Raw genomic sequence first — 21,372 nt, 5'->3', positions numbered from 1 at the left:
ACCGGAGGCCCCCACATGCGCTCGCACCTGCTCAACGACACCACCGCGGAGCACTATCGCCGCTCCGTGACCGAAGGAGTCGAGCGGGTGGCAGCCAAACTCGCCACCACAGAGCGCCCGTTCACCGGAGTCACGGTCGGCGGCCTCGCCCCCGCCATCGAGCGGATCGATCTCGACCGGCCGCTGCACGACACCACCGCGGCACTGGACGAGTTGGAGGACGTCTACCTCCGGGACGCGATCTACTTCCACCACCCCCGCTACCTCGCCCACCTCAACTGCCCGGTCGTCATCCCGGCCGTGCTCGGCGAGGCCGTGCTCTCCGCCGTCAACTCCTCCCTGGACACCTGGGACCAGTCGGCCGGCGGCACCCTCATCGAGCGGAAACTGATCGACTGGACCGCCGCCCGGATCGGCCTCGGCGCCGCCGCCGACGGGGTGTTCACCTCCGGCGGCACCCAGTCCAACCTCCAGGCGCTGCTGCTGGCCCGCGAGGAGGCGAAGACCCGTGACCTCGGGAAACTGCGCGTCTTCACCTCCGAGGTCAGCCACTTCAGCGTGCAGAAGTCCGCGAAACTGCTCGGCCTCGGACCGGACGCCGTGGTGCCGATCCCCGTCGGCCACGACAAGCGGATGCAGACCGTGGCCCTCGCCCGCGAACTGGCGCGCTGCGCCGACGACGGCCAGGTCCCCATGGCCGTCGTCGCCACCGCCGGCAGCACCGACTTCGGCTCCATCGACCCGCTGCCCGAGATCGCCGGACTGTGCGCGCAGCACGGCGTCTGGATGCACGTGGACGCCGCATACGGCTGCGGGCTGCTCGCCTCGCTGAAGCACCGGGAGCGCATCGACGGCATCGAGCACGCGGACTCGGTCACCGTCGACTACCACAAGTCCTTCTTCCAGCCGGTGAGTTCGTCCGCCGTACTGGTCCGTGACGCGGCCACGCTGCGGCACGCCACCTACCACGCGGAGTACCTCAACCCACGCCGTATGGTGACCGAGCGCATCCCCAACCAGGTCGACAAGTCCCTGCAGACCACCCGCCGTTTCGACGCGCTGAAGCTGTGGATGACGCTGCGTGTGATGGGCGCCGACGGCATCGGCCGGCTCTTCGACGAGGTCTGCGACCTGGCCCGGGACGGCTGGCGGCTGCTCGCCGCCGACCCGCGCTTCGACGTGGTCGTCGAGCCGTCGCTGTCCACGCTCGTCTTCCGGTACGTACCGGCCGCCGTCACCGATCCCGCGAGCATCGACCGCGCCAACCTCTACGCCCGCAAGGCCCTGTTCGCCTCCGGTGACGCGGTCGTCGCGGGCACCAAGGTCGCGGGACGCCACTACCTGAAGTTCACCCTGCTGAACCCCGAGACCACGACGGCCGACATCACCGCCGTCCTCGACCTGATCGCCGGCCACGCCGAGCAGTACCTGGGAGAGCCCCTTGACCGCGTCGCATCCTGAAGCCCCGGAGACCGCCTACGACTTCGTGGGAATCGGTCTCGGCCCCTTCAACCTCGGCCTCGCCTGCCTCACCGAACCCATCGAGGAACTGAGCGGCGTCTTCCTGGAGTCCAAGCCGGACTTCGAGTGGCACGCCGGGATGTTCCTCGACGGCGCCCACCTCCAGACGCCGTTCATGTCGGACCTGGTCACCCTCGCCGACCCGACGTCCCCGTACTCCTTCCTCAACTACCTGAAGGAGAAGGGCCGACTGTACCCGTTCTACATCCGCGAGAACTTCTACCCGCTGCGCGTCGAGTACGACGACTACTGCCGCTGGGCCGCCTCGCAGCTGAGCAGTATCCGCTTCTCCACCAGCGTCACCGAGGTGACGTACGACGAGGCGGACGGCCTGTACGCCGTACGGACCGGGGCGGGCGACACCTACCGCGCCCGGCGGCTGGTGCTCGGCACCGGAACCGTGCCGTTCGTGCCTCAGGTGTGCCGGGGCCTGGGCGGCGACCTGTTCCACAACGCGCAGTACATGCACCGCAAGGCGGAGCTGCAGCGGAAGGAGTCGATCACGGTCGTCGGCAGCGGGCAGAGCGCCGCCGAGATCTACTACGAACTCCTCTCCGAGATCGACGTCCACGGCTACCGGCTCAACTGGGTCACGCGCTCTCCGCGGTTCTTCCCGCTGGAGTACACCAAGCTGACCCTGGAGATGACGTCCCCGGACTACATCGACTACTTCCGCGCACTGCCCGAGGAGACCCGCTACCGGCTGGAGAAGCAGCAGAAGGGTCTGTTCAAGGGCATCAACTCGGAGCTGATCGACGCGATCTTCGACCTGCTGTACCAGAAGAACGTCAGCGGCGGCGGCAGGCCCGTCCCCACCCGGCTGCTCACCAACTCCACGCTGACCGCCGCGCGTCACGAGAACGGCGGGTACACGCTCGGCTTCCACCAGGACGAGCAGGACAAGGACTACGAGATCCGCACCGAGGGCCTGGTGCTGGCCACCGGCTACCACTACGAGCCGCCGGCCTTCCTCGACCCGGTCCGCGCACGCCTCCGCTTCGACGCCCACGGCCGGTTCGACGTGACCCGCAACTACGCCGTCGACGTCACCGGCCGGGGCGTCTTCCTGCAGAACGCGGGCGTCCACACGCACAGCGTCACCAGCCCCGACCTGGGCATGGGCCCCTACCGCAACAGCTGCATCATCCGGGAGCTGCTCGGCACCGAGTACTACCCCGTCGAGAAGTCCGTCGCCTTCCAGGAGTTCACGGTATGAGCACCACCGAGACCGGCCTGCGGACCGCGCTGGGCACCTTCGGGGTCCGCCCGCTCGACCCGCTGAAGGACGCCGAATTGCTGCACGGCTGGGTCACCCACCCCAAGGCGGCCTTCTGGATGATGCAGGACGCCGGACCGGCGGACGTCGAGCGCGAGTACCTGCGGATCGCGGCCGACGAGCACCACCACGCCCTGCTGGGCCTGCACGACGGCACCCCCGCCTTCCTGATGGAGACGTACGACCCCGCCCACCGCGAACTGGCCGGTCTGTACGAGCCGGAGTCCGGCGACGTCGGCATGCACTTCCTGGTCGCGCCGACCGGCACCCCGCTGCACGGCTTCACCCGGGCCGTGATCACCGCCGTCCTCGCGCACATCTTCGACGACCCGGCGGCCCTGCGGGTCGTCGTCGAACCGGACGTGTCCAACAAGGCGGTCCAGGCCCTGAACGAGGCCGTGGGATTCGTTCCCGTACGCGAGATCGACAAGCCGGAGAAGAAGGCGTTGCTGAGCTTCTGCACCCGTCAGCAGTTCGCCGCGGCCACGGGGGTGAGTGTATGAGCCCCGCCGGCACGAGCCTCGACGACACGAGCCCCACCGGCGCCGTGGACCATCTGACCCCCGAACGCTGGGAGACGGCCAACCGCCTGCTGATCCGCAAGGCGCTCGCGGAGTTCTCCCACGAGCGGCTGCTCGCCCCGGAACCCGCAGGCCCGGATGCGGGGACGGACGCGTACGTCGTCCGCAGCGACGACGGGCTGACCGAGTACCGCTTCACCGCCGTGCGTCGTGCCCTGGACCACTGGCAGGTCACCGCCGGCTCGATCACCCGGCACCGCGGTGGAACCGAACTCCCCCTGACCGCAATGGACTTCTTCGTCGAGCTGAAGAAGTCGCTGGGGCTGAGCGACGAGGTCCTGCCGGTGTACCTGGAGGAGATCTCCTCCACCCTCTCCGGCACCTGCTACAAGCTGGCCAAGCCCGCCGTCACCTCGGCCGAGCTGGTGGACGCCGGTTTCCAGGCCGTCGAGACCGGCATGACCGAGGGCCACCCCTGCTTCGTCGCCAACAACGGGCGGCTCGGCTTCGGCATCCACGAGTACCGGACCTACGCGCCGGAGACGGCGAACCCGGTGCGGCTGGTGTGGCTGGCCGCGCACCGCTCACGGGCGGCGTTCACCGCCGGCGTCGGCATCGAGTACGCGTCGTTCCTGCGGCAGGAGCTGGGCGAGGAGACCGTCCGGCGCTTCCACCGCACGCTCACGGAACAGGGGCTCGACCCGGCCGACTACCTCCTCATCCCCGTCCACCCCTGGCAGTGGTGGAACAAGCTCACCGTCACCTTCGCCGCCGAGGTCGCCCGCCGCCACCTGGTGTGCCTGGGCGAGGGCGACGACGAGTACCTGGCCCAGCAGTCCATCCGCACCTTCTTCAACCGGTCGAACCCCCACAAGCACTATGTGAAGACGGCCCTGTCCGTCCTCAACATGGGCTTCATGCGCGGGCTTTCGGCCGCGTACATGGAGGCCACGCCGGCGATCAACGACTGGCTGGCCCAGCTGATCGACGGCGACCCGGTGCTGCGGTCCACGGGCCTGTCGGTCATCCGGGAGCGGGCGGCGGTCGGTTACCGGCATCTGGAGTACGAGAAGGCCACCGACCGCTACTCGCCGTACCGCAAGATGCTGGCCGCACTGTGGCGGGAGAGCCCGGTGCCGTCGCTGCGCCAGGGCGAGTCCCTCGTCACGATGGCCTCCCTGCTCCACGTGGACCACGAGGGAACGTCCCTCGCGGGCGTGCTGATCGAGCGGTCCGGGCTCACCCCCGTGGAGTGGCTGCGGCACTACCTGCGCGCCTACTACACGCCGTTGCTGCACAGCTTCTACGCCTACGACCTGGTGTACATGCCGCACGGCGAGAACGTGATCCTCGTGCTCGAGGACGGGGTGGTGCGGCGCGCGGTCTACAAGGACATCGCCGAGGAGATCGCGGTGATGGACCCGGACGCGGTGCTGCCGCCGGAGGTCTCCCGCATCCGCGTGGAGGTACCGGAGGACAAGAAGCTGCTGTCGATCCTCACGGACGTCTTCGACTGCTTCTTCCGCTTCCTGGCCGCAGACCTCGCCACCGGGAACGTCCTCACCGAGGACGACTTCTGGCGGACGGTCGCGGAGATCACCCGCGAGTACCAGGCGTCGGTGCCCGAACTCGGCGACAAGTTCGCCCAGTACGACATGTTCGCCCCCGAGTTCGCGCTGTCCTGTCTCAACAGGCTCCAACTACGCGACAACAGGCAGATGGTGGACCTCACGGACCCGTCCGGCGCGCTCCAGCTGGTCGGCACCCTGAAGAACCCCCTCGCCGGGTTCTGACCCGGGAACAGGCGGGCACCCCGGAGTACGGTCCTTCGGGGTGCCCGCCGTCGGTTCGTCCCCGGCCGGCGCCCGCTCATCATGCGCAGACCACCCGTCCACGGATCCGGTGGAACAATCGCCCCATGGCGGAAATCATCCAGAAGGACGGGATCTGGGTCTACGCCGGTGACACCCTGCGGCTGACGCCCGGCCGGGACAGGAATGTCGGGCTGCTCCGCCGGACACTGGGCGAACTGACGGTCCCCCTAAAGGCGTTGGCAGGCATCTCCTTCGAGCAGGGCAGAAAGGCGGGGCGGTTCATCCCGGGCGCGCATACGGGCCTTGGCGGCCAGACACGCGATCAGCGCCGCCCGCTTGTCCTCGGTGTAGTCCTTCAAGGTGGCGGCGTCCTGGGCCTCCGCCTCGCCGGCGAAGTCCGCGACCTTCGTCGAGGCGACCTGCTCCAGCCACTTCGCCGTGTCGCCGAGCCCATCCACCCACTCCAGATGGTCCTTGAGCCGCTTGAAGTGCGACCAGGTCGCCCGGCCCGGGTTCTGCTGGAGCGCGTTGAACAACGTCTTGCGGTCCAGCCCGATCACATCCGGCAGCCCCAGCAGCCGGCGCCGCTCCTCCTCGGCCGTCCGGCCCCGGATTCCGGCCAGGATCTCCTCGTTGACCTGGCCCCGCACCGTGGAGGCCATCGCGTCCAGCGTGGAGAACCGCGGTATCTCCAGATTGGCCTCGACCAGCTTCTCCAGCGCGATGTCGATCAGGTCCGCCGGGTTGTTCTTCGACGACGCCGCCGCCACCCGCATCGTGTCCCCGGCGAGCAAACGTGCGGCCTGGCCGTCATAGCGGACCCCGCACCGCTCACGCACCCACGACCGGTGCCGCTCCGCCGTGCGGCCCGACGCGCACACCGGCAGCGTGCTCTCCGGCAGCTCCACCGCCCGGCGCACGAACTCCACCACCTGCTCCGGCCGTCGTACGCCTTCGGGAAGCACCCCATCGGGGTCGAGCAGGAGTTGTGGCAGAGAGTGCAGTTTGGTGTCACATGATGTGACACCCAGGTTGAGCTGGCCGTTCTCTGTGCCGCGTGGATGAAGTGAGCGACCCTCGGGTGGGGTTCCTGCGTTCGGACTTCGGCAGGAACCTGAGCGCCTCCATCAGGGGACCGGCCTCGTCGACGCCCTCCAGATTGAGGTGTTTGGCCAGACGGCGCAGGGGCTGGTTGATGGTGCGGTAGCGGGCGGTCAGCTCGGCGGCGATGGTCTCGGCCTCCGGGCGGGCGAGTTCGCCGACGGTGCGCGCGGCCTGGTGCAGGGCGGTGATGTCGAGTAGGTCGAAGCCGCCGCGTACGTCCTGCTCGGGCTCGGCGGCATGGCTGAGGGTGATCCACGCCTCGCGCAACATCAGGGCGGCGGAGTCCAGGTCGCCCAGGGTGCGCATGCGCTGCCGGGCGGCCAGGTGCGCGGAGGTGCGGGCCAGGTCGGACATCAGCAGGTCGAAGACCTCGATCGCCTCGTCCGCGGCACGGGTGCGCATCGCGGCGGCGAACGCCACCAGGGTGGCCGTCCTGCGGGGCTCGGCAAGGTCGGCGACCGCGCGGGCGCGCACCTGGGAGGCGTAGCGGGACAGCGCGGTGAGGCGGCCGGCGGGGATCGCGGCCAGGTCCCAGCCGGCGGCGCCGAGCTTGTTCAGTTCGATGAACCGGTCGATGGCCTTGCCCGCGCCGGGACCGGTGATGTCGCGCGGGGAGCGGCGCAGCCGGTCCAGCCTGGAGGTACGGCGGCTGTCCTCGACCGGCAGCAGCGCACTCAGGGCGGCCCGCTGAGCGGCATCCGGCTGGGCGGCCAGCATGCGCCAAGTCTTGCGGTTGGTGCGCTCGCGGACGGAGGGGACCAGGCGTTCGAGGACGGTGGCGCCGGGCAGCAGCACCTTGTTCTCCACCAGGCGCAGGGTCGCGAGGTCGAACAGGGCGATCGGACGCTCGTTGCCCGACCAGCAGCGGTCCCACAGCCAGCGGGCCAGCCTCCACCATGCCTCGCCCTTCAGGTCCCGGTAGCCGTAGGCATCCTTGGACGTCAGGATCACGCGGGCCGGGGCGGGCGGGGAACCCGGTCCCGATACAGAAGGGACGGGAACCATGCGCGGCTACCAGACGTGTGGATGGGTGTACGTTATGTGATTTTCGGGGTCCGGCGGGATGGCCGGCCCGCGCAGGCGAGAAGAAGGGGTGGGGCATGTTGGCGGAGGCTCTGGCCGCGTTGGCGGCGGCGGGCGGCGGTGCGGTGGTCCAGGCCGCGGGCACCGATGCGTGGACGGGGCTGCGGCGCCGGGTGGGAGAGATCTTCGGCCGCGCCGACACCGCACGTGCGGCAGCCGAGCTCGACCGCCTGGATCAGACCGCGCGGGTTGTTCTGGCGCCGGATGCTCCGGCGGATGTGGCCGCGCAGCGGCTGCGGCAGGAAGGCGTGTGGGCCGCGCGGTTCGAGACCCTGCTGGAGGAGCTCGACGAGGCCGGACGGGAGCGCGCCGCCGCCGAACTACGCGAACTGCTGTCCTTCGTCGCCGCTTCGGCCGGTGGCACGGCCGTCGCGACGGGCCGGGCGGTGGCCCGCGACGGGGGCAGTGCGACCAGCGGCATCAAGAATACCGGGGGCGGCCGCCCGGGCCCGGCGCGGGCCGTGCACACCGGGGACGCGGAGGCCACCGGAGCGGGCTCCAGCGCCGTCAGCGGCATCGTCAACGAATAGACCGGCCCTGCCACCACCAGAACTGATCAAGGAAATCCAGGGGGACGGCATGTTCCGATGGCCACGGCGCAAGGACCGCCCCGGCACCAGCACCGCCCCGGCTGCGCCGACGGGCACGTGGCAGGAGGTACTCCACAGCGGGAACGCCACCGTCACCGGCAGCGACCGCGCATTCGTCAACACCGGCATCTACACCTCCACCGTGCAGCTGCCGCCCGACGCACTGCGGCCGCCCGCCGAGGTGGACGCCCCGGCGGGCCTGGACGACCTGCCCTACCGGCCCGGCCTGTTCGTCGGACGCGGCAACGAACTCGACCGCCTCGATGCCGCCCTCGCCACCCCCGGCGCAGCCCTGGTCCAGGCGGTCCACGGGCTCGGCGGGATCGGCAAGAGCGCCCTGGCCGCCCACTGGGCCGCCACCCGCCCCCACGGCCACACCCCGATCCGGTGGATCACTGCCGACAGTCCCGCAGCCATCCAGCAGGGCCTGGCCGACCTCACCACCGCCCTCCAGCCCGCCCTGGCCACCGCCCTGCCGGACCAGGCACTCGCCCAGTGGGGCCTGCAGTGGCTGGCCACCCACACCGGCTGGCTGATCGTCCTGGACAACGTCAACGACCCCGCCCACATCGCCGACCTGATCACCCGCGCCCGAGGCGGACGCTTCCTGATCACCAGCCGCCTCGCCACCATCTGGAGCGACGCGGCCACACTGGTCCGCCTCGACGTCCTCGATGCGACCGAGTCCCTCGCCCTACTCACCCGCATCACCACCACCCAGCACCCCGGACGGGACCTGGACGGCGCCGCCGACCTGTGCGAAGAACTCGGCCACCTCCCCCTTGCCATCGAACAGGCCGCCGCCTACCTCGCCCAGAACCCGCTCACCACCCCCCGCGCCTACCTCAACCTGCTCGCCGAACACCCGGCAGCGATGTACCGCCACGGCGCGGCCACCACCCCCGAACAACGCACCATCGCCCGCATCTGGAACATCACCCTCGACCGCATCACCACCCTCCAACCCCACGCCGCCGACCTGCTACGCACCCTCGCCTGGTACGCCCCCGAGAACATCCCCACCACCCTGCTCGACACCGGCCCCGCCGACCCGCCCACGCGCAACGCCGCGCTCGGCCTGCTCACCGCCTACAGCATGATCACCCCCGACCCCGCCACCGGCACCCTCGCCGTCCACCGGCTCGTCCAGGCCCTCGCCCGCACCCCCGACCCCGACGACCCCCACCGCACCCCCACCCTCATCGACCAAGCCCGCCAACAGGCCACCAACTGCCTGCACACCGCCCTGCCCCCACCTACGACACCCCTGCCACCTGGCCCACCTGGCGCACCCTCCTCCCCCACGTCGACGCCTTCACCGAGCACACCACCCCCGACACCGACACCACAACCACCGTCCGCATCCTCAACGAAACCGGACTCTTCCTCGGCAACCAGGGCCAGCCCGGCCGCACCACCACATACCTCCAACGCGCCCACGCCGACACCGTCCGGGTGCTGGGTGAGGACCACCCCTCCACCCTGACCTCCCGCAACAACCTCGCCGGCGCCTACGAGTCGGCGGGGGATCTGGGGCGGGCGATCCCGCTGTACGAGCAGACCCTCACCGACACCGTCCGGGTGCTGGGTAAGGACCACCCCAACACCCTGGGCTCCCGCAACAACCTCGCCGGCGCCTACCAGGCGGCGGGGGATCTGGGGCGGGCGATCCCGCTGTACGAGCAGACCCTCACCGACACCGTCCGGGTGCTGGGTGAGGACCACCCCTCCACCCTGGGCTCCCGCAACAACCTCGCCGGCGCCTACCAGGCGGCGGGGGATCTGGGGCGGGCGATCCCGCTGTACGAGCAGACCCTCACCGACATGGCGCGGGTGCTGGGTAAGGACCACCCCGACACCCTGACCTCCCGCAACAACCTCGCCTACGCCTACCAGGCGGCGGGGGATCTGGGGCGGGCGATCCCGCTGTACGAGCAGACCCTCACCGACCGCACCCGGGTGCTGGGTAAGGACCACCCCAACACCCTGGGCTCCCGCAACAACCTCGCCGGCGCCTACCAGGCGGCGGGGGATCTGGGGCGGGCGATCCCGCTGTACAAGCAGACCCTCACCGACATGGCGCGGGTGCTGGGTAAGGACCACCCCGACACCCTGACCTCCCGCAACAACCTCGCCGGCGCCTACCAGGCGGCGGGGGATCTGGGGCGGGCGATCCCGCTGTACAAGCAGACCCTCACCGACATGGCGCGGGTGCTGGGCGGCGACCACCCTGTCACCTGCACGACTCGCAACAACCTCGCTTCGGCGTTGGAGAAGCGGGCGGTGGACGGGCCGAAGCACTGGTGACCGGGGTGTCACAAGCATGGATATGACACAGGCCGCCAGCCGTCGGACCGTGATCACATTCCCGCAGGTCGCCTTGTGTCAGAAGCTGGCGCCATAAGGCTTGGTCAAAACCCATGTCACGGCGTCAAGTTGTGGGACAGTCGCGGGACGGATCTCGCATATTGCCGTGTCAGCACAACCGCTCAGGATCTCGACCGGCAGATCGACGCGGTCCGCGATGCGGGAGTCGCCGAGGAGCACATCTACGTCGACAAGCGCACCGGCACGAACATGGACCGCGAAGGCCTGACCGCCCTGCTCGGCTTCGCGCGGCCCGGCGACCGGATCAACGTCCTCACCCTGGACCGGCTCGGCCGCAACATGCGCGAGACCCTCAACCTCGTCCACGACCTCACCGAGCGCGGCATCTTCCTGCGCACCCTCGGCGACAAACTCGCCGTCTACACCAGCGAGCAGGGCCTCGGCACCGACATGGCCATCGCACTGCTGGCGATGTTCGCCCAGATGGAACGGATCTACATGCTGGAGCGCGCCGCCGGCGCCCGCGCCGCCAAGCAGGCCCGCGGACTGCCGACCGGACGCCCAGCGAAGCTCAACGCGACCACCCGCGCCGGAGCCGCCCAGCGGATCAAGGACGGCGCCATCCCCGAACAGGTCGCCGCCGACCTCGGCATCAGCCGCTCCACGCTGTACCGCGAACTACGCAAACACCGAGAGACGACCACCGCGGCGCATGGCGAAAACGAAGACTGACCCGCCCACACAGCCGCAACGAGGTCGGCCAGCTCAACCCAAGTGTCACATCATGCGACGGCAAACTGCACTCGCTGCATGGCTCCTACTCGACCCCGCCCGTCCGCTGATACGACTTCAGCGCGACCAACGGGGCGAGCTGATGCTCGTCGGAGTCCGTGACCTCCTCGACCCAGGCCCGCTCCTCCTCGCCGGGAGTGAAGAACACATGCAGCTCACGCGCGGTGATCAGCCGCTTGAACCGCGGGTACGCGGACCTCTCGATCGAGGTCATCCCCACCCCACTCGACGCCCAGCCCATACGAAGGCGCCTGACGCGCCCGCGCGATCATGTCCGGGCCGCAACACCGAGAAGATCAGAAGCACGGAATCCAGGACGCGCACCGGAGCACGGTGGTAGAGGAACGACAGGCGATCACAGCCCCAAGATCATCCCGTGGCGGCTTTTGGGCTCACCTTGGCTGGACCCCAAACTGGGCGAACTGCACCGCGCCGGGATACTGACGGACGAGGAGTTCACCCAGGCCAAACAGGCGGTCCTCAAGCGCATGCAGCCCGGCGGCGTACCGGGCCGTGCGCCCGGCCGTCCCCCCTGCCCCACTCCGCCTCCCACCCACCCTCGCCACTCTGCCCGGAATCGGGCAGGATTCTTGCGTGAACCCCTCCTTTACCCCAGGATCATCGAGTGCACGACGAACTCGTTGATCATCTGACGCGGTCCTCGCCCCTCAGCCGGGGCGAGGCGCTACGGGTGATCCAGGACGTGCTCGCCTACTTCGACGAGACGACCGAGGACTTCGTCCGTCGCCGCCACCGCGAACTCCAGGCCCAGGGCCTGGTGAACGCGACGATCTTCGAACGGATCGAGGCGGACCTCAGATACCGCGCCGTGGCCCCGCCCGAGCTCTCGCTCCGGCAGCTGCGGCGCATCGTCTACGGCTAGGAAAACATCACACATGTGCGGAATCGTCGGATACATCGGCAGGCGTGAGGTCGCCCCTCTGCTGCTCGAGGGCCTGCAGCGTCTGGAGTACCGGGGCTACGACTCGGCGGGCATCGCCCTCACGTCCCCGAAGGCGACCGGTCTGAAGACGGTCAAGGCCAAGGGCCGGGTGCGTGACCTGGAGGCGAAGGTCCCGGCGCGCTTCAAGGGCACCACGGGCATCGCCCACACCCGCTGGGCCACCCACGGCGCCCCGTCCGACGTGAACGCGCACCCGCACCTGGACGCCGAGGGCAAGGTCGCCGTCGTCCACAACGGCATCATCGACAACGCCGGTGAGCTGCGCCGCAAACTGGAGGCGGACGGCGTCGAGTTCCTCTCCGAGACGGACACCGAGGTCCTCACCCACCTGATCGCCCGCTCGCAGGCCGAGAAGCTGGAGGACAAGGTCCGCGAGACGGTGCGGATCATCGAGGGCACCTACGGCATCGCCGTACTGCACGCCGACTTCCCGGACCGCATCGTGGTGGCCCGCAACGGCTCTCCCGTGGTACTGGGCATCGGAGAGAAGGAGATGTTCGTCGCCTCGGACATAGCCGCCCTGGTCGCGCACACCCGGCAGATCGTCACCCTCGACGACGGCGAGATGGCCACCCTCAAGGCCGACGACTTCCGTACGTACACCACCGAGGGCACCCGCACGACGGCCGAACCGACCACCGTGGAGTGGGAGGCGGCCTCGTACGACATGGGCGGCCACGACACGTACATGCACAAGGAGATCCACGAGCAGGCCGAGGCCGTGGACCGGGTGCTGCGGGGCCGGATCGACGACCGCTTCTCCACCGTGCGCCTCGGCGGCCTGAACCTGGACGCGCGGGAGGCCCGCCAGATCCGCCGGGTGAAGATCCTCGGCTGCGGCACCTCGTACCACGCGGGCATGATCGGCGCCCAGATGATCGAGGAGCTGGCCCGCATCCCGGCCGACGCCGAGCCGGCCTCCGAGTTCCGCTACCGCAACGCGGTCGTCGACCCCGACACGCTGTACGTCGCGGTGTCCCAGTCCGGTGAGACGTACGACGTGCTGGCGGCGGTGCAGGAGCTGAAGCGCAAGGGCGCCCGGGTGCTGGGCGTGGTGAACGTCGTCGGTTCGGCGATCGCCCGTGAGGCGGACGGCGGCATGTACGTGCACGCCGGGCCCGAGGTGTGCGTGGTGTCCACCAAGTGCTTCACCAACACCACGGTCGCCTTCGCCCTCCTCGCCCTGCACCTGGGCCGCACCCGCGACCTGTCGGTGAGCGACGGCAAGCGGATCATCGAGGGGCTGCGCAGGCTCCCGGGGCAGATCTCCGAGATCCTGGATCAGGAGGAGGACATCAGGAAGCTGGCCCTGCAGTACGCCGAGGCCCGCTCGATGCTCTTCATCGGCCGTGTGCGGGGCTACCCGGTGGCCCGCGAGGCGTCCCTGAAGCTGAAGGAGGTCTCCTACATCCACGCGGAGGCCTACCCGGCGTCCGAGCTCAAGCACGGCCCGCTGGCCCTGATCGAGCCCGCGCTGCCGACCGTCGCGATCGTCCCCGACGACGATCTGCTGGAGAAGAACCGCGCGGCCCTGGAGGAGATCAAGGCCCGCAGCGGCCGGATCATGGCCGTCGCCCACCGTGAACAGGAGAAGGCCGACCACACGGTCGTCGTCCCGAAGAACGAGGACGAGCTGGACCCCATCCTCATGGGCATCCCGCTCCAGCTCCTCGCCTACCACACGGCGTTGGCCCTGGGCCGGGACATCGACAAGCCGCGCAACCTCGCCAAGTCGGTCACCGTCGAGTAGGCGGTCACCGTCGAGCGGTCGCGCGGCCGGCCGGCTCCCGACGGCACCAGGCACACCCGCGTGGGCGGGGGCGAGCGCCCTGCCCCGCCCACGCGTCAGGGAATGACCACGACCGGGCGCTGGGCCCGCTTGGCGAGGCGGCCGGCGACGGAGCCGAAGAGCCGGCCGACGAGACCGTGGGTGGAGCCGACGACGATCGCGTCGGCCTCGTACTCCCGGCCGACCTCCTCGAGTTCGTGGCAGATGTCGCCGCCGCGCTCGACCAGGATCCAGGGCACCTCGGTGAGGTAGTCCGCGCAGGCGAGCTCGAGACCGAGGACCTCGGTGCGATGGTCGGGGACGTCGACGAAGACCGGGGGTTCGCAGCCCGCCCACACCGTGGTCGGGAGCCGGTTGGCGACATGGACGATGATCAGTGCGGAGCCGAAGCGCCGGGCCATGCCGATCGCGTACGCGAGGGCGCGCTCACTGGAGGTGGAGCCGTCGAAACCGACGACGACACCGTGCCGGAACGCCGGATCGCACGGCTGGCGCGACTGAGCCGCCCCCAGGGGCTCGGCCCCCACCGGCTCGGCGGCCGTGGGGTCGGCGAGGGGTCGCTTGCGGTCCGCGGGTTCGAGGAATTCGTGACCGGCCATGGCTGTCTCGGCGTTGTGATCCTTGTCAGGAGGGGCGACAGGCTGCGTCGGAGCTGTGTCCGGGAATCATCTTCCCCACCCCCTACCCCCAAGGGTACGGCGGCATTCCTCCTTTGCGCAGATCCCGTCCACGCTGGCCGACGGGTATCCCGGAGCATGCCCGAGCGGGTACCCGTCACGCAATGGTTGCTGCGCTGTACAGACGGTTTGCACAGGACGGGCCCAGCCGTGAGAGTGGGGCGTGCCGGGGTGCCGGCCCCGGTGGTGTGGCGACCGAGGCGCCGCCCACGCCTGAACCCCGCGTGACGCGCCGCACGAAGCACCTGCGCGTCCGGCTCCGGAGCGGGTCCGCCGCACCGACCGCCCCTCCCCGCCCGGCCCGGAAGGGACCTCGCGACGGCCCCGCCGGACCGGTCCCCGGCCCGGCGGGGAGACACCGGTCGCTTGACCGGTTTCCGCGCACGCGACCGCATGTTTTCAGCCAACTTCCGCAACCTGTGCATCAACGGGTGCGACCACCCCCCAACCCTCATTCGACCTGCACGGAAAGGGTCCGGGGGACCCCGGACACCCTACGTGGATTGGCCACCGCGACAAGGCGCACTTCCCTGCACGGCCCACGAGTGCAACCCTTCGTGATCGAATGCTTCACGCCAAGTTACCAAGTCGACAATCCACCGGGGGCTGAACTGGCCACCCGGGCACGACGGGACACAGTAGATTCGATCTTGACTGTCTTACGGCGGGGGACTCGTGCAGGACCGAGGGGAAACGTGCAGGTGCGACACAACCGAGGAGCCGCGACCACCGAGGGGGGCTTAGCAGTATGAGCCACGACTCCACTGCCGCGCCGGAAGCCGCGGCCCGGAAACTCACCGGGCGACGCCGCAAGGAGATCGTCGCGGTGCTGCTGTTCGGCGGCGGTCCCATCTTCGAGAGTTCCATACCGCTGTCGGTGTTCGGGATCGACCGGCAGGACGCCGGCGTACCGCGCTACCGCCTGCTGGTGAGTGCCGGTGAGGACGGCCCGCTGCGGACCACGGGGGGTCTCGAACTCACCGCGCCCCACGGCCTGGAGGCGATTGCGCGGGCGGGCACCGTTGTCGTGCCCGCCTGGCGTTCGATCACCTCGCCGCCACCCCAGGAGGCGCTCGAGGCGCTGCGCCGGGCCCATGAGGAAGGCGCCCGCATCGTCGGGCTGTGCACCGGCGCCTTCGTGCTCGCGGCGGCCGGCCTGCTGGACGGCCGTCCGGCGACCACCCACTGGATGTACGCGCCGACGCTGGCGAAACGCTATCCGTCGGTGCACGTCGATCCGCGGGAACTCTTCGTGGACGACGGCGACGTGCTGACCTCCGCCGGTACGGCGGCCGGAATCGATCTGTGCCTGCACATCGTGCGCACGGACCACGGCAACGAGGCGGCGGGCGCGCTCGCCCGGCGCCTCGTCGTCCCGCCGCGCCGGACGGGTGGTCAGGAACGCTATCTGGACAGGTCTTTACCGGAGGAGATCGGCGCCGACCCGCTCGCCGAGGTCGTCGCCTGGGCGCTGGAGCACCTCCACGAACAGTTCGACGTGGAGACGCTGGCGGCACGCGCGTACATGAGCCGTCGTACGTTCGACCGCCGCTTCCGCTCACTGACCGGCAGCGCTCCGCTGCAGTGGCTGATCACACAGCGGGTGCTGCAGGCCCAGCGTCTGCTGGAGACGTCGGACTACTCGGTGGACGAGGTCGCGGGCCGCTGCGGCTTCCGCTCACCGGTCGCGCTGCGGGGCCACTTCCGGCGTCAGCTGGGTTCGTCCCCGGCCGCCTACCGGGCCGCGTACCGCGCGCGGCGCCCCCATGCGGAACGGCACCAGGACTCCGACGGCCTGACGAGCACCCCGGGAGCCGTCCCGCCCGGGCCGGCGCACCTGCACGGGCACCCGGGCCCTCCCGGCCAGGCGCCCGCCGCGCTGCATCCGGACGCCCCGGTACCGCACCAGTCGCGGCGCGCTGCGGCTGCGAGCGCTCTGGGCGGTCCCTCGCTGGCGGCGTCGGCCTCCTCGGCCGATCCGGCCCGGGAGGCCTACATCCAGGCCCGGGCGAGCGTGCCGGGCCAGCGCAGCGCGCCGTGAGGCGGGCGTGAGGGAGCGTGGGGGACCGGGCGGGCCCGAAGCGGGGCCGCCCGGTCCCCCACGCTCCCTCACGCCGTAAGGTTAGACATATGAACGATCGCATGGTGTGGATCGACTGCGAGATGACCGGCCTCTCGCTGTCCGACGACGCGCTCATCGAGGTGGCCGCCCTCGTCACCGACTCCGAGCTGAACGTGCTCGGCGACGGCGTCGACATCGTCATCCGCCCGCCGGGCGGGGCGGTGGAGACGATGCCGGAGGTGGTGCGTCAGATGCACACCGCGTCCGGGCTGCTCGACGAGCTGGCGGACGGCACGACGCTCGAGGACGCCGAGAAGCGCGTCCTCTCGTACGTGAAGGAGCACGTCAAGGAGCCCGGCAGGGCCCCCCTGTGCGGCAACTCCGTGGGCACGGACCGCGGTTTCCTGCTGCGGGACATGCCGGCCCTCGAGAACTACCTGCACTACCGCATCGTCGACGTGTCCAGCATCAAGGAGCTGTCGCGCCGCTGGTACCCGAGGGCGTACTTCAACAGCCCCGAGAAGAACGGCAACCACCGCGCGCTGGCCGACATCCGCGAGTCCATCGCGGAGCTGCGCTACTACCGCGAGGCCGTCTTCGTCCCCCAGCCGGGCCCCGACTCGGACACCGCGAAGGAGATCGCCGCGAAGCACGTCCTGCCTGCCCGGTAGGCACGCGCCGGGCGCCGTCCGGCGGGCGCCGCGAAACCCTGGCGCGAGCACCCCTTCGGACCCTGTACACTTTTTCTCGGCCGGTCGGGGAAGACCCACTCTCCACCGATGGCGGCCATGGTGGGTGTAGCTCAGCTGGTAGAGCACCTGGTTGTGGTCCAGGATGCCGCGGGTTCAAGTCCCGTCACTCACCCTGAACGATCAAGGGCTGACCTGAGAACACAGGTCAGCCCTTCTTCGTGCCCGGACACCCGCCCCCCCGCCCTCACGGGCACCGATGAGGCCGCGCCGGCAATGACGTAGCGCCGCCCTCGGTCCGGGCCCCGGGCATGCCGAGAAGCGTGGCGCGTACCCGTCGGCGTGCCTTCCCCGCCGCCGCGGACGCCCCGCCCCGGCGGCGCTACGACGACGCGCGCGCCACCAGCTCCGTGGCCAGGACCACCTGACTCCGGTCCAGTTCCCGGGCGGCGGGCGGGCGGCGGTCGGCGACCTCGGTGAGGAGGAGGTCGATCATCCTGCGGCCCATTTCCTCGATGGGCTGGCGCACGCTGGTCAGCGGCGGGTCCATGTGGCGGGCGATGGCGGAGTCGTCGTAGCCGACCAGGGCCACGTCGTCGGGGATACGGCGGCCCGCCTCCCGCAGGGCGTGCCGGGCGCCGGCGGCGGTGACGTCGGAGGCGGCGAAGACCGCGTCCAGGTCCGGGCGGCGCTCCAGCAGCGCAGCCATCGCGCGCCGGCCGCCCTCCTCGGAGAAGTCGCCCGCCTCGATCATCAGGTCGTCCTCGGGGTGGCCCGCGTCGCGCAGGGCGTCGCGGTAGCCGTCGATGCGCCGCTGCGCGCCGTACACGTCGAGGCGGCCGGTGATGTGGGCGATGCGGTGCCGGCCCCGGCCGACGAGGTGCTCGACGGTCTGCCGGGCACCGCCGTAGTTGTCGGAGTCGACCGAGGTCAGCGTCTCCGCGGCGGACCTCGGGCCGCTGATCACCGCCGGGATCTCCAGCTGGGCGAGCATGTCGGGCAGCGGGTCGTCGGCGTGCACGGAGACCAGGAGCACGCCGTCCACCCGGTGCGCGGCCAGGTAGTCGGCGAGGCGCTGTCGCTCGCGGTCACTGCCCGCGAAGATCAGCAGCAGCTGCATCCGGGTGTCGGAGAGCGCCGCCCCCACGCCGCGCAGCATGCCCGAGAAGTACGGCTCGGCGAAGAACCGGGTCTCCGGCTCGGGCACGACCAGCGCTATCGCGTCGGTGCGGTTGGCGGCCAGGGCGCGGGCAGCCGTGTTCGGGACGTAACCGAGCTCCGCCACGGCGGCCTCCACGGCGGCACGGGTGGCGTCGCTCACCCGGGGCGAACCGTTGATCACCCGGGAGACGGTGCCCCGGCCGACACCGGCGCGCACCGCCACCTCTTCGAGGGTGGGGCGGCCTCCGCTGCGGCCCCGCGCTCCGTGGCTTGCCATGTACGCCCCACCTTCCGTCGTATGTCACGCTGGCCTGGAATTTAACAGCCCAGTGAACGGCGGCGCCCCCTGCCAGGGGTACCGTCCGGGGCCCCGGGTCACCCGTCGGCGAGCTTCGGGCCTCCAGTTAACAGCCCGATAACTGAACGCATCTCACCGCGTCTGCTCCCTTGACACCCCCGCCCGGACCCGCAACCCTTCAACACATCACTCGTGGGAGCGCTCCCACGGTACCTGACACATACACAACCCGCACGTTCCCCGCCCGAGCCGCAGCACGAAAACGGGCCCAACAACGCCGTTGGCCGGGGGGTCGGCACGTCAGGGCAACAGGAGGACGCAATGCGAGCACGTACCCTCCCCCTCTCTCGGCAGCGTACGAACGGGGGGAAGCTCTTCACCCGCAAGGCAGTGGCCGTCGCGGCCGTGGTGTCGCTGGGCACGGGGCTGCTGGCCGGCTGCGCCGAAGACGGTGGAGACGGTGGCTCCGACTCCTCGTCGGGCGGCGAGGGCAAGACCACGATCACGCTGGGCCTGTTCGGCACCTTCGGCTTCAAGGAAGCCGGTCTCTACGCCGAGTACGAGAAGCTGAACCCGGACATCAAGATCGCCGAGAACGTTGTCGAGCGCAACGAGAACTACTACCCGGCGCTGCTCAACCACCTCACCACCAACAGCGGCCTGCAGGACGTCCAGGCCGTCGAGGTGGGCAACATCGCGGAGATCGTCGCCACCCAGTCCGACAAGCTCGAGGACCTCTCCAAGGCCGAGGGCGTGAACAAGAGCGACTGGCTCGAGTGGAAGTGGGAGCAGGCCACCACCAAGGACGGCCAGACCGTCGGCCTGGGCACCGACATCGGCCCGATGGCGATCTGCTACCGCAAGGACCTGTTCGAGGAGGCCGGGCTGCCGTCCGACCGCGCGGAGGTCGCCAAGCTGTGGGAGGACGACTGGAAGAAGTTCGTCGAGGTCGGCGAGGACTACCAGAAGAAGGCCCCCGACGGCACGACCTTCCTGGACTCCCCCGGCGGTCTGCTCAACGCGATCCTGAGCAGTGAGGAGGAGAAGTTCTACGACGCCTCCGGCGAGGTCGTCTACAAGACCAACCCGGCCGTCAAGGACGCCTTCGACCTGACCGCCGAGGCCGCCGAGAAGGGCATGATCGGCGCCCAGACGCAGTTCCAGCCGTCCTGGGACCAGACCATCTCCAACAACAAGTTCGCCGCGATGGCCTGCCCGCCGTGGATGCTCGGCTACATCAAGGGCAAGTCGCAGCCCGACGCCGCCGGCAAGTGGGACGTCGCCGTGCCCCCCAAGTCCGGTAACTGGGGCGGCTCCTTCCTGAGCGTGCCCAAGAGCGCCAAGAACGTCGACGAGGCCAAGCGGCTCGTCGCCTGGCTGACCGCTCCCGAGCAGCAGGCCAAGCTGTTCGAGGTGCAGGGCAGCTTCCCGAGCGCCCAGACCGCCTTCGGCAGCCCGGAAGTGACCGGCGCCAAGAACGACATGACCGGTGAAGCCCCGATCGGTGAGATCTTCTCCGAGGCCGCCCAGCAAATCCCCGTCCAGGTGATCGGCCCGAAGGACCAGATCATCCAGCAGGGTCTGACGGACAACGGCGTCATCCTCGTCACCAAGGGCAAGTCCGCCGAGGAAGCCTGGGAGACGGCCACCAAGACCATCGACAACAACCTGGACAAGTGACCTAAATGTCCACCCGCAACGACACCGCCGCGTCCCCCGTCAAGGGGGGCGCGGCCCCGGGCCGCCCGCCCGGGAGCACCGCGCCCGAAAGCCAGGAGGAGCGGCACCGGCGAAAGCTGTCCCGCCGCTGGCAGCGCGACATGCGCTGGAGCCCGTACGCCTTCGTCTCCCCGTTCTTCCTGCTGTTCCTCGCCTTCGGTCTGTTCCCGCTGGTGTACACCGGCTGGGCCTCGCTGCACCAGGTCGAGCTGACCGCCCCGACCGACATGGATTGGGTGGGGCTGCACAACTTCACCCGGATCTTCGACGACGAGTTCTTCTGGAACGCGGCGCAGAACACGCTGACCATCGGCGTCATCGCGACCGTCCCGCAGCTGCTGATGGCGATGGGCATCGCCCACATCCTCAACTACAAGCTGCGTGCCTCGACCTTCTACCGGGTCGCGATGCTCGCGCCGTACGCCACCTCGATCGCCGCCGCCTCCCTGGTGTTCGTGCTGCTCTTCGGGCGTGACTACGGCATGATCAACTGGGCGCTGGACTTCGCCGGGATCGACCCGGTCGACTGGCAGGGCGACAAGTGGCCCTCTCAGTTCGCCGTCTCGACCATCATCATCTGGCGCTGGACGGGATACAACGCGCTGATCTACCTGGCCGCGATGCAGGCGATCCCGCAGGACCTGTACGAGTCCGCGGCGCTGGACGGCGCCAACCGCTGGCAGCAGTTCCTGAACGTGACGCTGCCCTCGCTGCGCCCGACCATCCTGTTCACGGTCGTGGTGTCCACGATCGGGGCGAGCCAGGTCTTCGGCGAGCCGCTGCTGTTCGACGCCAACAAGGGCGCGTCCGGCGGCGCGGAGCACCAGTTCCAGACGCTCGGCCTGTACCTGTACGAGCAGGGCTGGATCAACCAGCACCTGGGCCGCGCCTCGGCGATCGCGTGGATGATGTTCCTGATCCTGATCGTCGTCGGCATCATCAACTACGTCATCTCGCGCCGGCTGCGCGCCAGCAGTTAAGGAG

General features: G+C 70.0%; 19 protein-coding genes, 1 tRNA gene and 3 pseudogenes. 18 read left to right on the top strand and 5 right to left on the bottom strand.

The genetic code is table 11. The annotated features are described in order from the left end of the window. The first annotated feature begins 15 nt into the window (after positions 1-15). The 5 genes and pseudogenes from desA to HUV60_RS21580 form a co-directional block, all read left to right on the top strand. Positions 16-1,461, top strand: coding sequence for a lysine decarboxylase DesA (gene desA, locus HUV60_RS21600; protein WP_257848891.1), 1,446 nt, complete (start codon positions 16-18; stop codon positions 1,459-1,461). Continuing rightward, entirely contained in the window at positions 1,442-2,737 is a 1,296-nt protein-coding gene (locus HUV60_RS21595; RefSeq protein ID WP_257848890.1) for a lysine N(6)-hydroxylase/L-ornithine N(5)-oxygenase family protein, read from the top strand. The genes desA and HUV60_RS21595 overlap by 20 nt, the downstream gene beginning before the upstream one ends. After that, a complete protein-coding gene (locus HUV60_RS21590; protein ID WP_257848889.1) occupies positions 2,734-3,300 on the top strand; it encodes a GNAT family N-acetyltransferase in 567 nt (188 codons plus the stop codon). The genes HUV60_RS21595 and HUV60_RS21590 overlap by 4 nt, the downstream gene beginning before the upstream one ends. Beyond that, positions 3,297-5,111: an IucA/IucC family protein gene (locus tag HUV60_RS21585; RefSeq protein WP_257848888.1), complete on the top strand. Its 1,815-nt coding sequence runs from the start codon at positions 3,297-3,299 to the stop codon at positions 5,109-5,111. Before HUV60_RS21590 ends, HUV60_RS21585 begins: the two co-directional genes overlap by 4 nt. A gap of 125 nt (positions 5,112-5,236) precedes the next feature. After that, positions 5,237-5,476, top strand: a pseudogene (locus tag HUV60_RS21580) (DUF4429 domain-containing protein); the annotation flags it as partial. Here HUV60_RS21580 and HUV60_RS21575 read toward each other — a convergent pair. Together HUV60_RS21575 and HUV60_RS21570 are read right to left on the bottom strand one after the other, a co-directional pair. Then, entirely contained in the window at positions 5,360-6,097 is a 738-nt protein-coding gene (locus HUV60_RS21575; RefSeq protein WP_443047371.1) for a DUF4158 domain-containing protein, read from the bottom strand. The pseudogene HUV60_RS21580 and the gene HUV60_RS21575 overlap by 117 nt on opposite strands. Positions 6,098-6,143: 46 nt before the next feature. Next, positions 6,144-7,187: a DUF4158 domain-containing protein gene (locus tag HUV60_RS21570; RefSeq protein WP_257848887.1), complete on the bottom strand. Its 1,044-nt coding sequence runs from the start codon at positions 7,185-7,187 to the stop codon at positions 6,144-6,146. Positions 7,188-7,336: 149 nt separating this feature from the next. Between HUV60_RS21570 and HUV60_RS21565 the strand changes: the two genes are divergently transcribed. From HUV60_RS21565 to HUV60_RS21555, 5 genes and pseudogenes are all read left to right on the top strand, one after another. Continuing rightward, positions 7,337-7,849 carry a hypothetical protein gene (locus HUV60_RS21565; protein WP_257848886.1) on the top strand — a complete coding sequence of 171 codons (513 nt, stop codon included), beginning with the start codon at positions 7,337-7,339 and terminating at the stop codon, positions 7,847-7,849. A 49-nt stretch (positions 7,850-7,898) separates the two neighbouring features. Continuing rightward, positions 7,899-9,395: a DUF7779 domain-containing protein gene (locus tag HUV60_RS33620; RefSeq protein ID WP_331462010.1), complete on the top strand. Its 1,497-nt coding sequence runs from the start codon at positions 7,899-7,901 to the stop codon at positions 9,393-9,395. Next, a pseudogene (locus tag HUV60_RS33615) lies at positions 9,323-9,541 on the top strand (tetratricopeptide repeat protein); the annotation flags it as partial. The gene HUV60_RS33620 and the pseudogene HUV60_RS33615, both read left to right, overlap by 73 nt. Next, positions 9,518-10,216 (top strand): tetratricopeptide repeat protein, encoded by a 699-nt coding sequence (locus HUV60_RS33610; RefSeq protein ID WP_331462051.1) that lies wholly within the window; start codon positions 9,518-9,520, stop codon positions 10,214-10,216. The pseudogene HUV60_RS33615 and the gene HUV60_RS33610, both read left to right, overlap by 24 nt. Before the next feature lie 129 nt (positions 10,217-10,345). Next, positions 10,346-10,969: a recombinase family protein gene (locus HUV60_RS21555; RefSeq protein ID WP_257848884.1), complete on the top strand. Its 624-nt coding sequence runs from the start codon at positions 10,346-10,348 to the stop codon at positions 10,967-10,969. An 85-nt stretch (positions 10,970-11,054) separates the two neighbouring features. Here HUV60_RS21555 and HUV60_RS21550 read toward each other — a convergent pair whose 3' ends face one another. After that, positions 11,055-11,243: a DUF4158 domain-containing protein gene (locus HUV60_RS21550; protein ID WP_257848882.1), complete on the bottom strand. Its 189-nt coding sequence runs from the start codon at positions 11,241-11,243 to the stop codon at positions 11,055-11,057. A gap of 196 nt (positions 11,244-11,439) precedes the next feature. On the opposite strand from HUV60_RS21550, the pseudogene HUV60_RS21545 reads away from it, so the two are divergent. The 3 genes and pseudogenes from HUV60_RS21545 to glmS all read left to right on the top strand — a co-directional run. Next, positions 11,440-11,520, top strand: a pseudogene (locus tag HUV60_RS21545) (SHOCT domain-containing protein); the annotation flags it as partial. A 134-nt stretch (positions 11,521-11,654) separates the two neighbouring features. After that, the gene (locus tag HUV60_RS21540) at positions 11,655-11,912 is read left to right on the top strand and encodes a hypothetical protein (RefSeq protein WP_042171016.1); all 258 of its coding nucleotides are present in this window, start codon (positions 11,655-11,657) and stop codon (positions 11,910-11,912) included. A 13-nt stretch (positions 11,913-11,925) separates the two neighbouring features. Continuing rightward, the gene (gene glmS / locus HUV60_RS21535; protein ID WP_257848881.1) at positions 11,926-13,743 is read left to right on the top strand and encodes a glutamine--fructose-6-phosphate transaminase (isomerizing); all 1,818 of its coding nucleotides are present in this window, start codon (positions 11,926-11,928) and stop codon (positions 13,741-13,743) included. 95 nt (positions 13,744-13,838) lie between these two features. Here the strand turns inward: glmS and HUV60_RS21530 are convergent, their stop codons facing one another. Next, on the bottom strand, positions 13,839-14,381 hold the full coding sequence (locus HUV60_RS21530) for a universal stress protein (protein WP_257848880.1): 543 nt from the start codon (positions 14,379-14,381) through the stop codon (positions 13,839-13,841). A gap of 826 nt (positions 14,382-15,207) precedes the next feature. Here HUV60_RS21530 and HUV60_RS21525 point away from each other — a divergent pair. The 3 genes from HUV60_RS21525 to HUV60_RS21515 all read left to right on the top strand — a co-directional run bounded on the left by HUV60_RS21525 (position 15,208) and on the right by HUV60_RS21515 (position 17,385). Then, positions 15,208-16,500: a helix-turn-helix domain-containing protein gene (locus HUV60_RS21525; protein ID WP_257848879.1), complete on the top strand. Its 1,293-nt coding sequence runs from the start codon at positions 15,208-15,210 to the stop codon at positions 16,498-16,500. 89 nt (positions 16,501-16,589) lie between these two features. Then, on the top strand, positions 16,590-17,192 hold the full coding sequence (orn, locus tag HUV60_RS21520) for an oligoribonuclease (RefSeq protein WP_257848878.1): 603 nt from the start codon (positions 16,590-16,592) through the stop codon (positions 17,190-17,192). A gap of 120 nt (positions 17,193-17,312) precedes the next feature. Next, a tRNA-His gene (locus tag HUV60_RS21515) sits at positions 17,313-17,385 on the top strand. 207 nt (positions 17,386-17,592) lie between these two features. Here HUV60_RS21515 and HUV60_RS21510 read toward each other — a convergent pair. After that, a complete protein-coding gene (locus tag HUV60_RS21510; protein WP_257848877.1) occupies positions 17,593-18,648 on the bottom strand; it encodes a LacI family DNA-binding transcriptional regulator in 1,056 nt (351 codons plus the stop codon). A 342-nt stretch (positions 18,649-18,990) separates the two neighbouring features. On the opposite strand from HUV60_RS21510, the gene HUV60_RS21505 reads away from it, so the two are divergent. Then, complete coding sequence (locus HUV60_RS21505) at positions 18,991-20,349, top strand: ABC transporter substrate-binding protein (RefSeq protein ID WP_257848876.1); 1,359 nt, start codon at positions 18,991-18,993, stop codon at positions 20,347-20,349. 5 nt (positions 20,350-20,354) lie between these two features. Next, a complete protein-coding gene (locus tag HUV60_RS21500) occupies positions 20,355-21,368 on the top strand; it encodes a carbohydrate ABC transporter permease (RefSeq protein WP_257848875.1) in 1,014 nt (337 codons plus the stop codon). The last annotated feature ends 4 nt before the right edge of the window (positions 21,369-21,372 follow it).

The sequence above is a fragment of the Streptomyces sp. KMM 9044 genome, from assembly GCF_024701375.2.
GTDB lineage: Bacteria > Actinomycetota > Actinomycetes > Streptomycetales > Streptomycetaceae > Streptomyces.
This window is presented reverse-complemented; position numbering and strand designations above follow the sequence as displayed.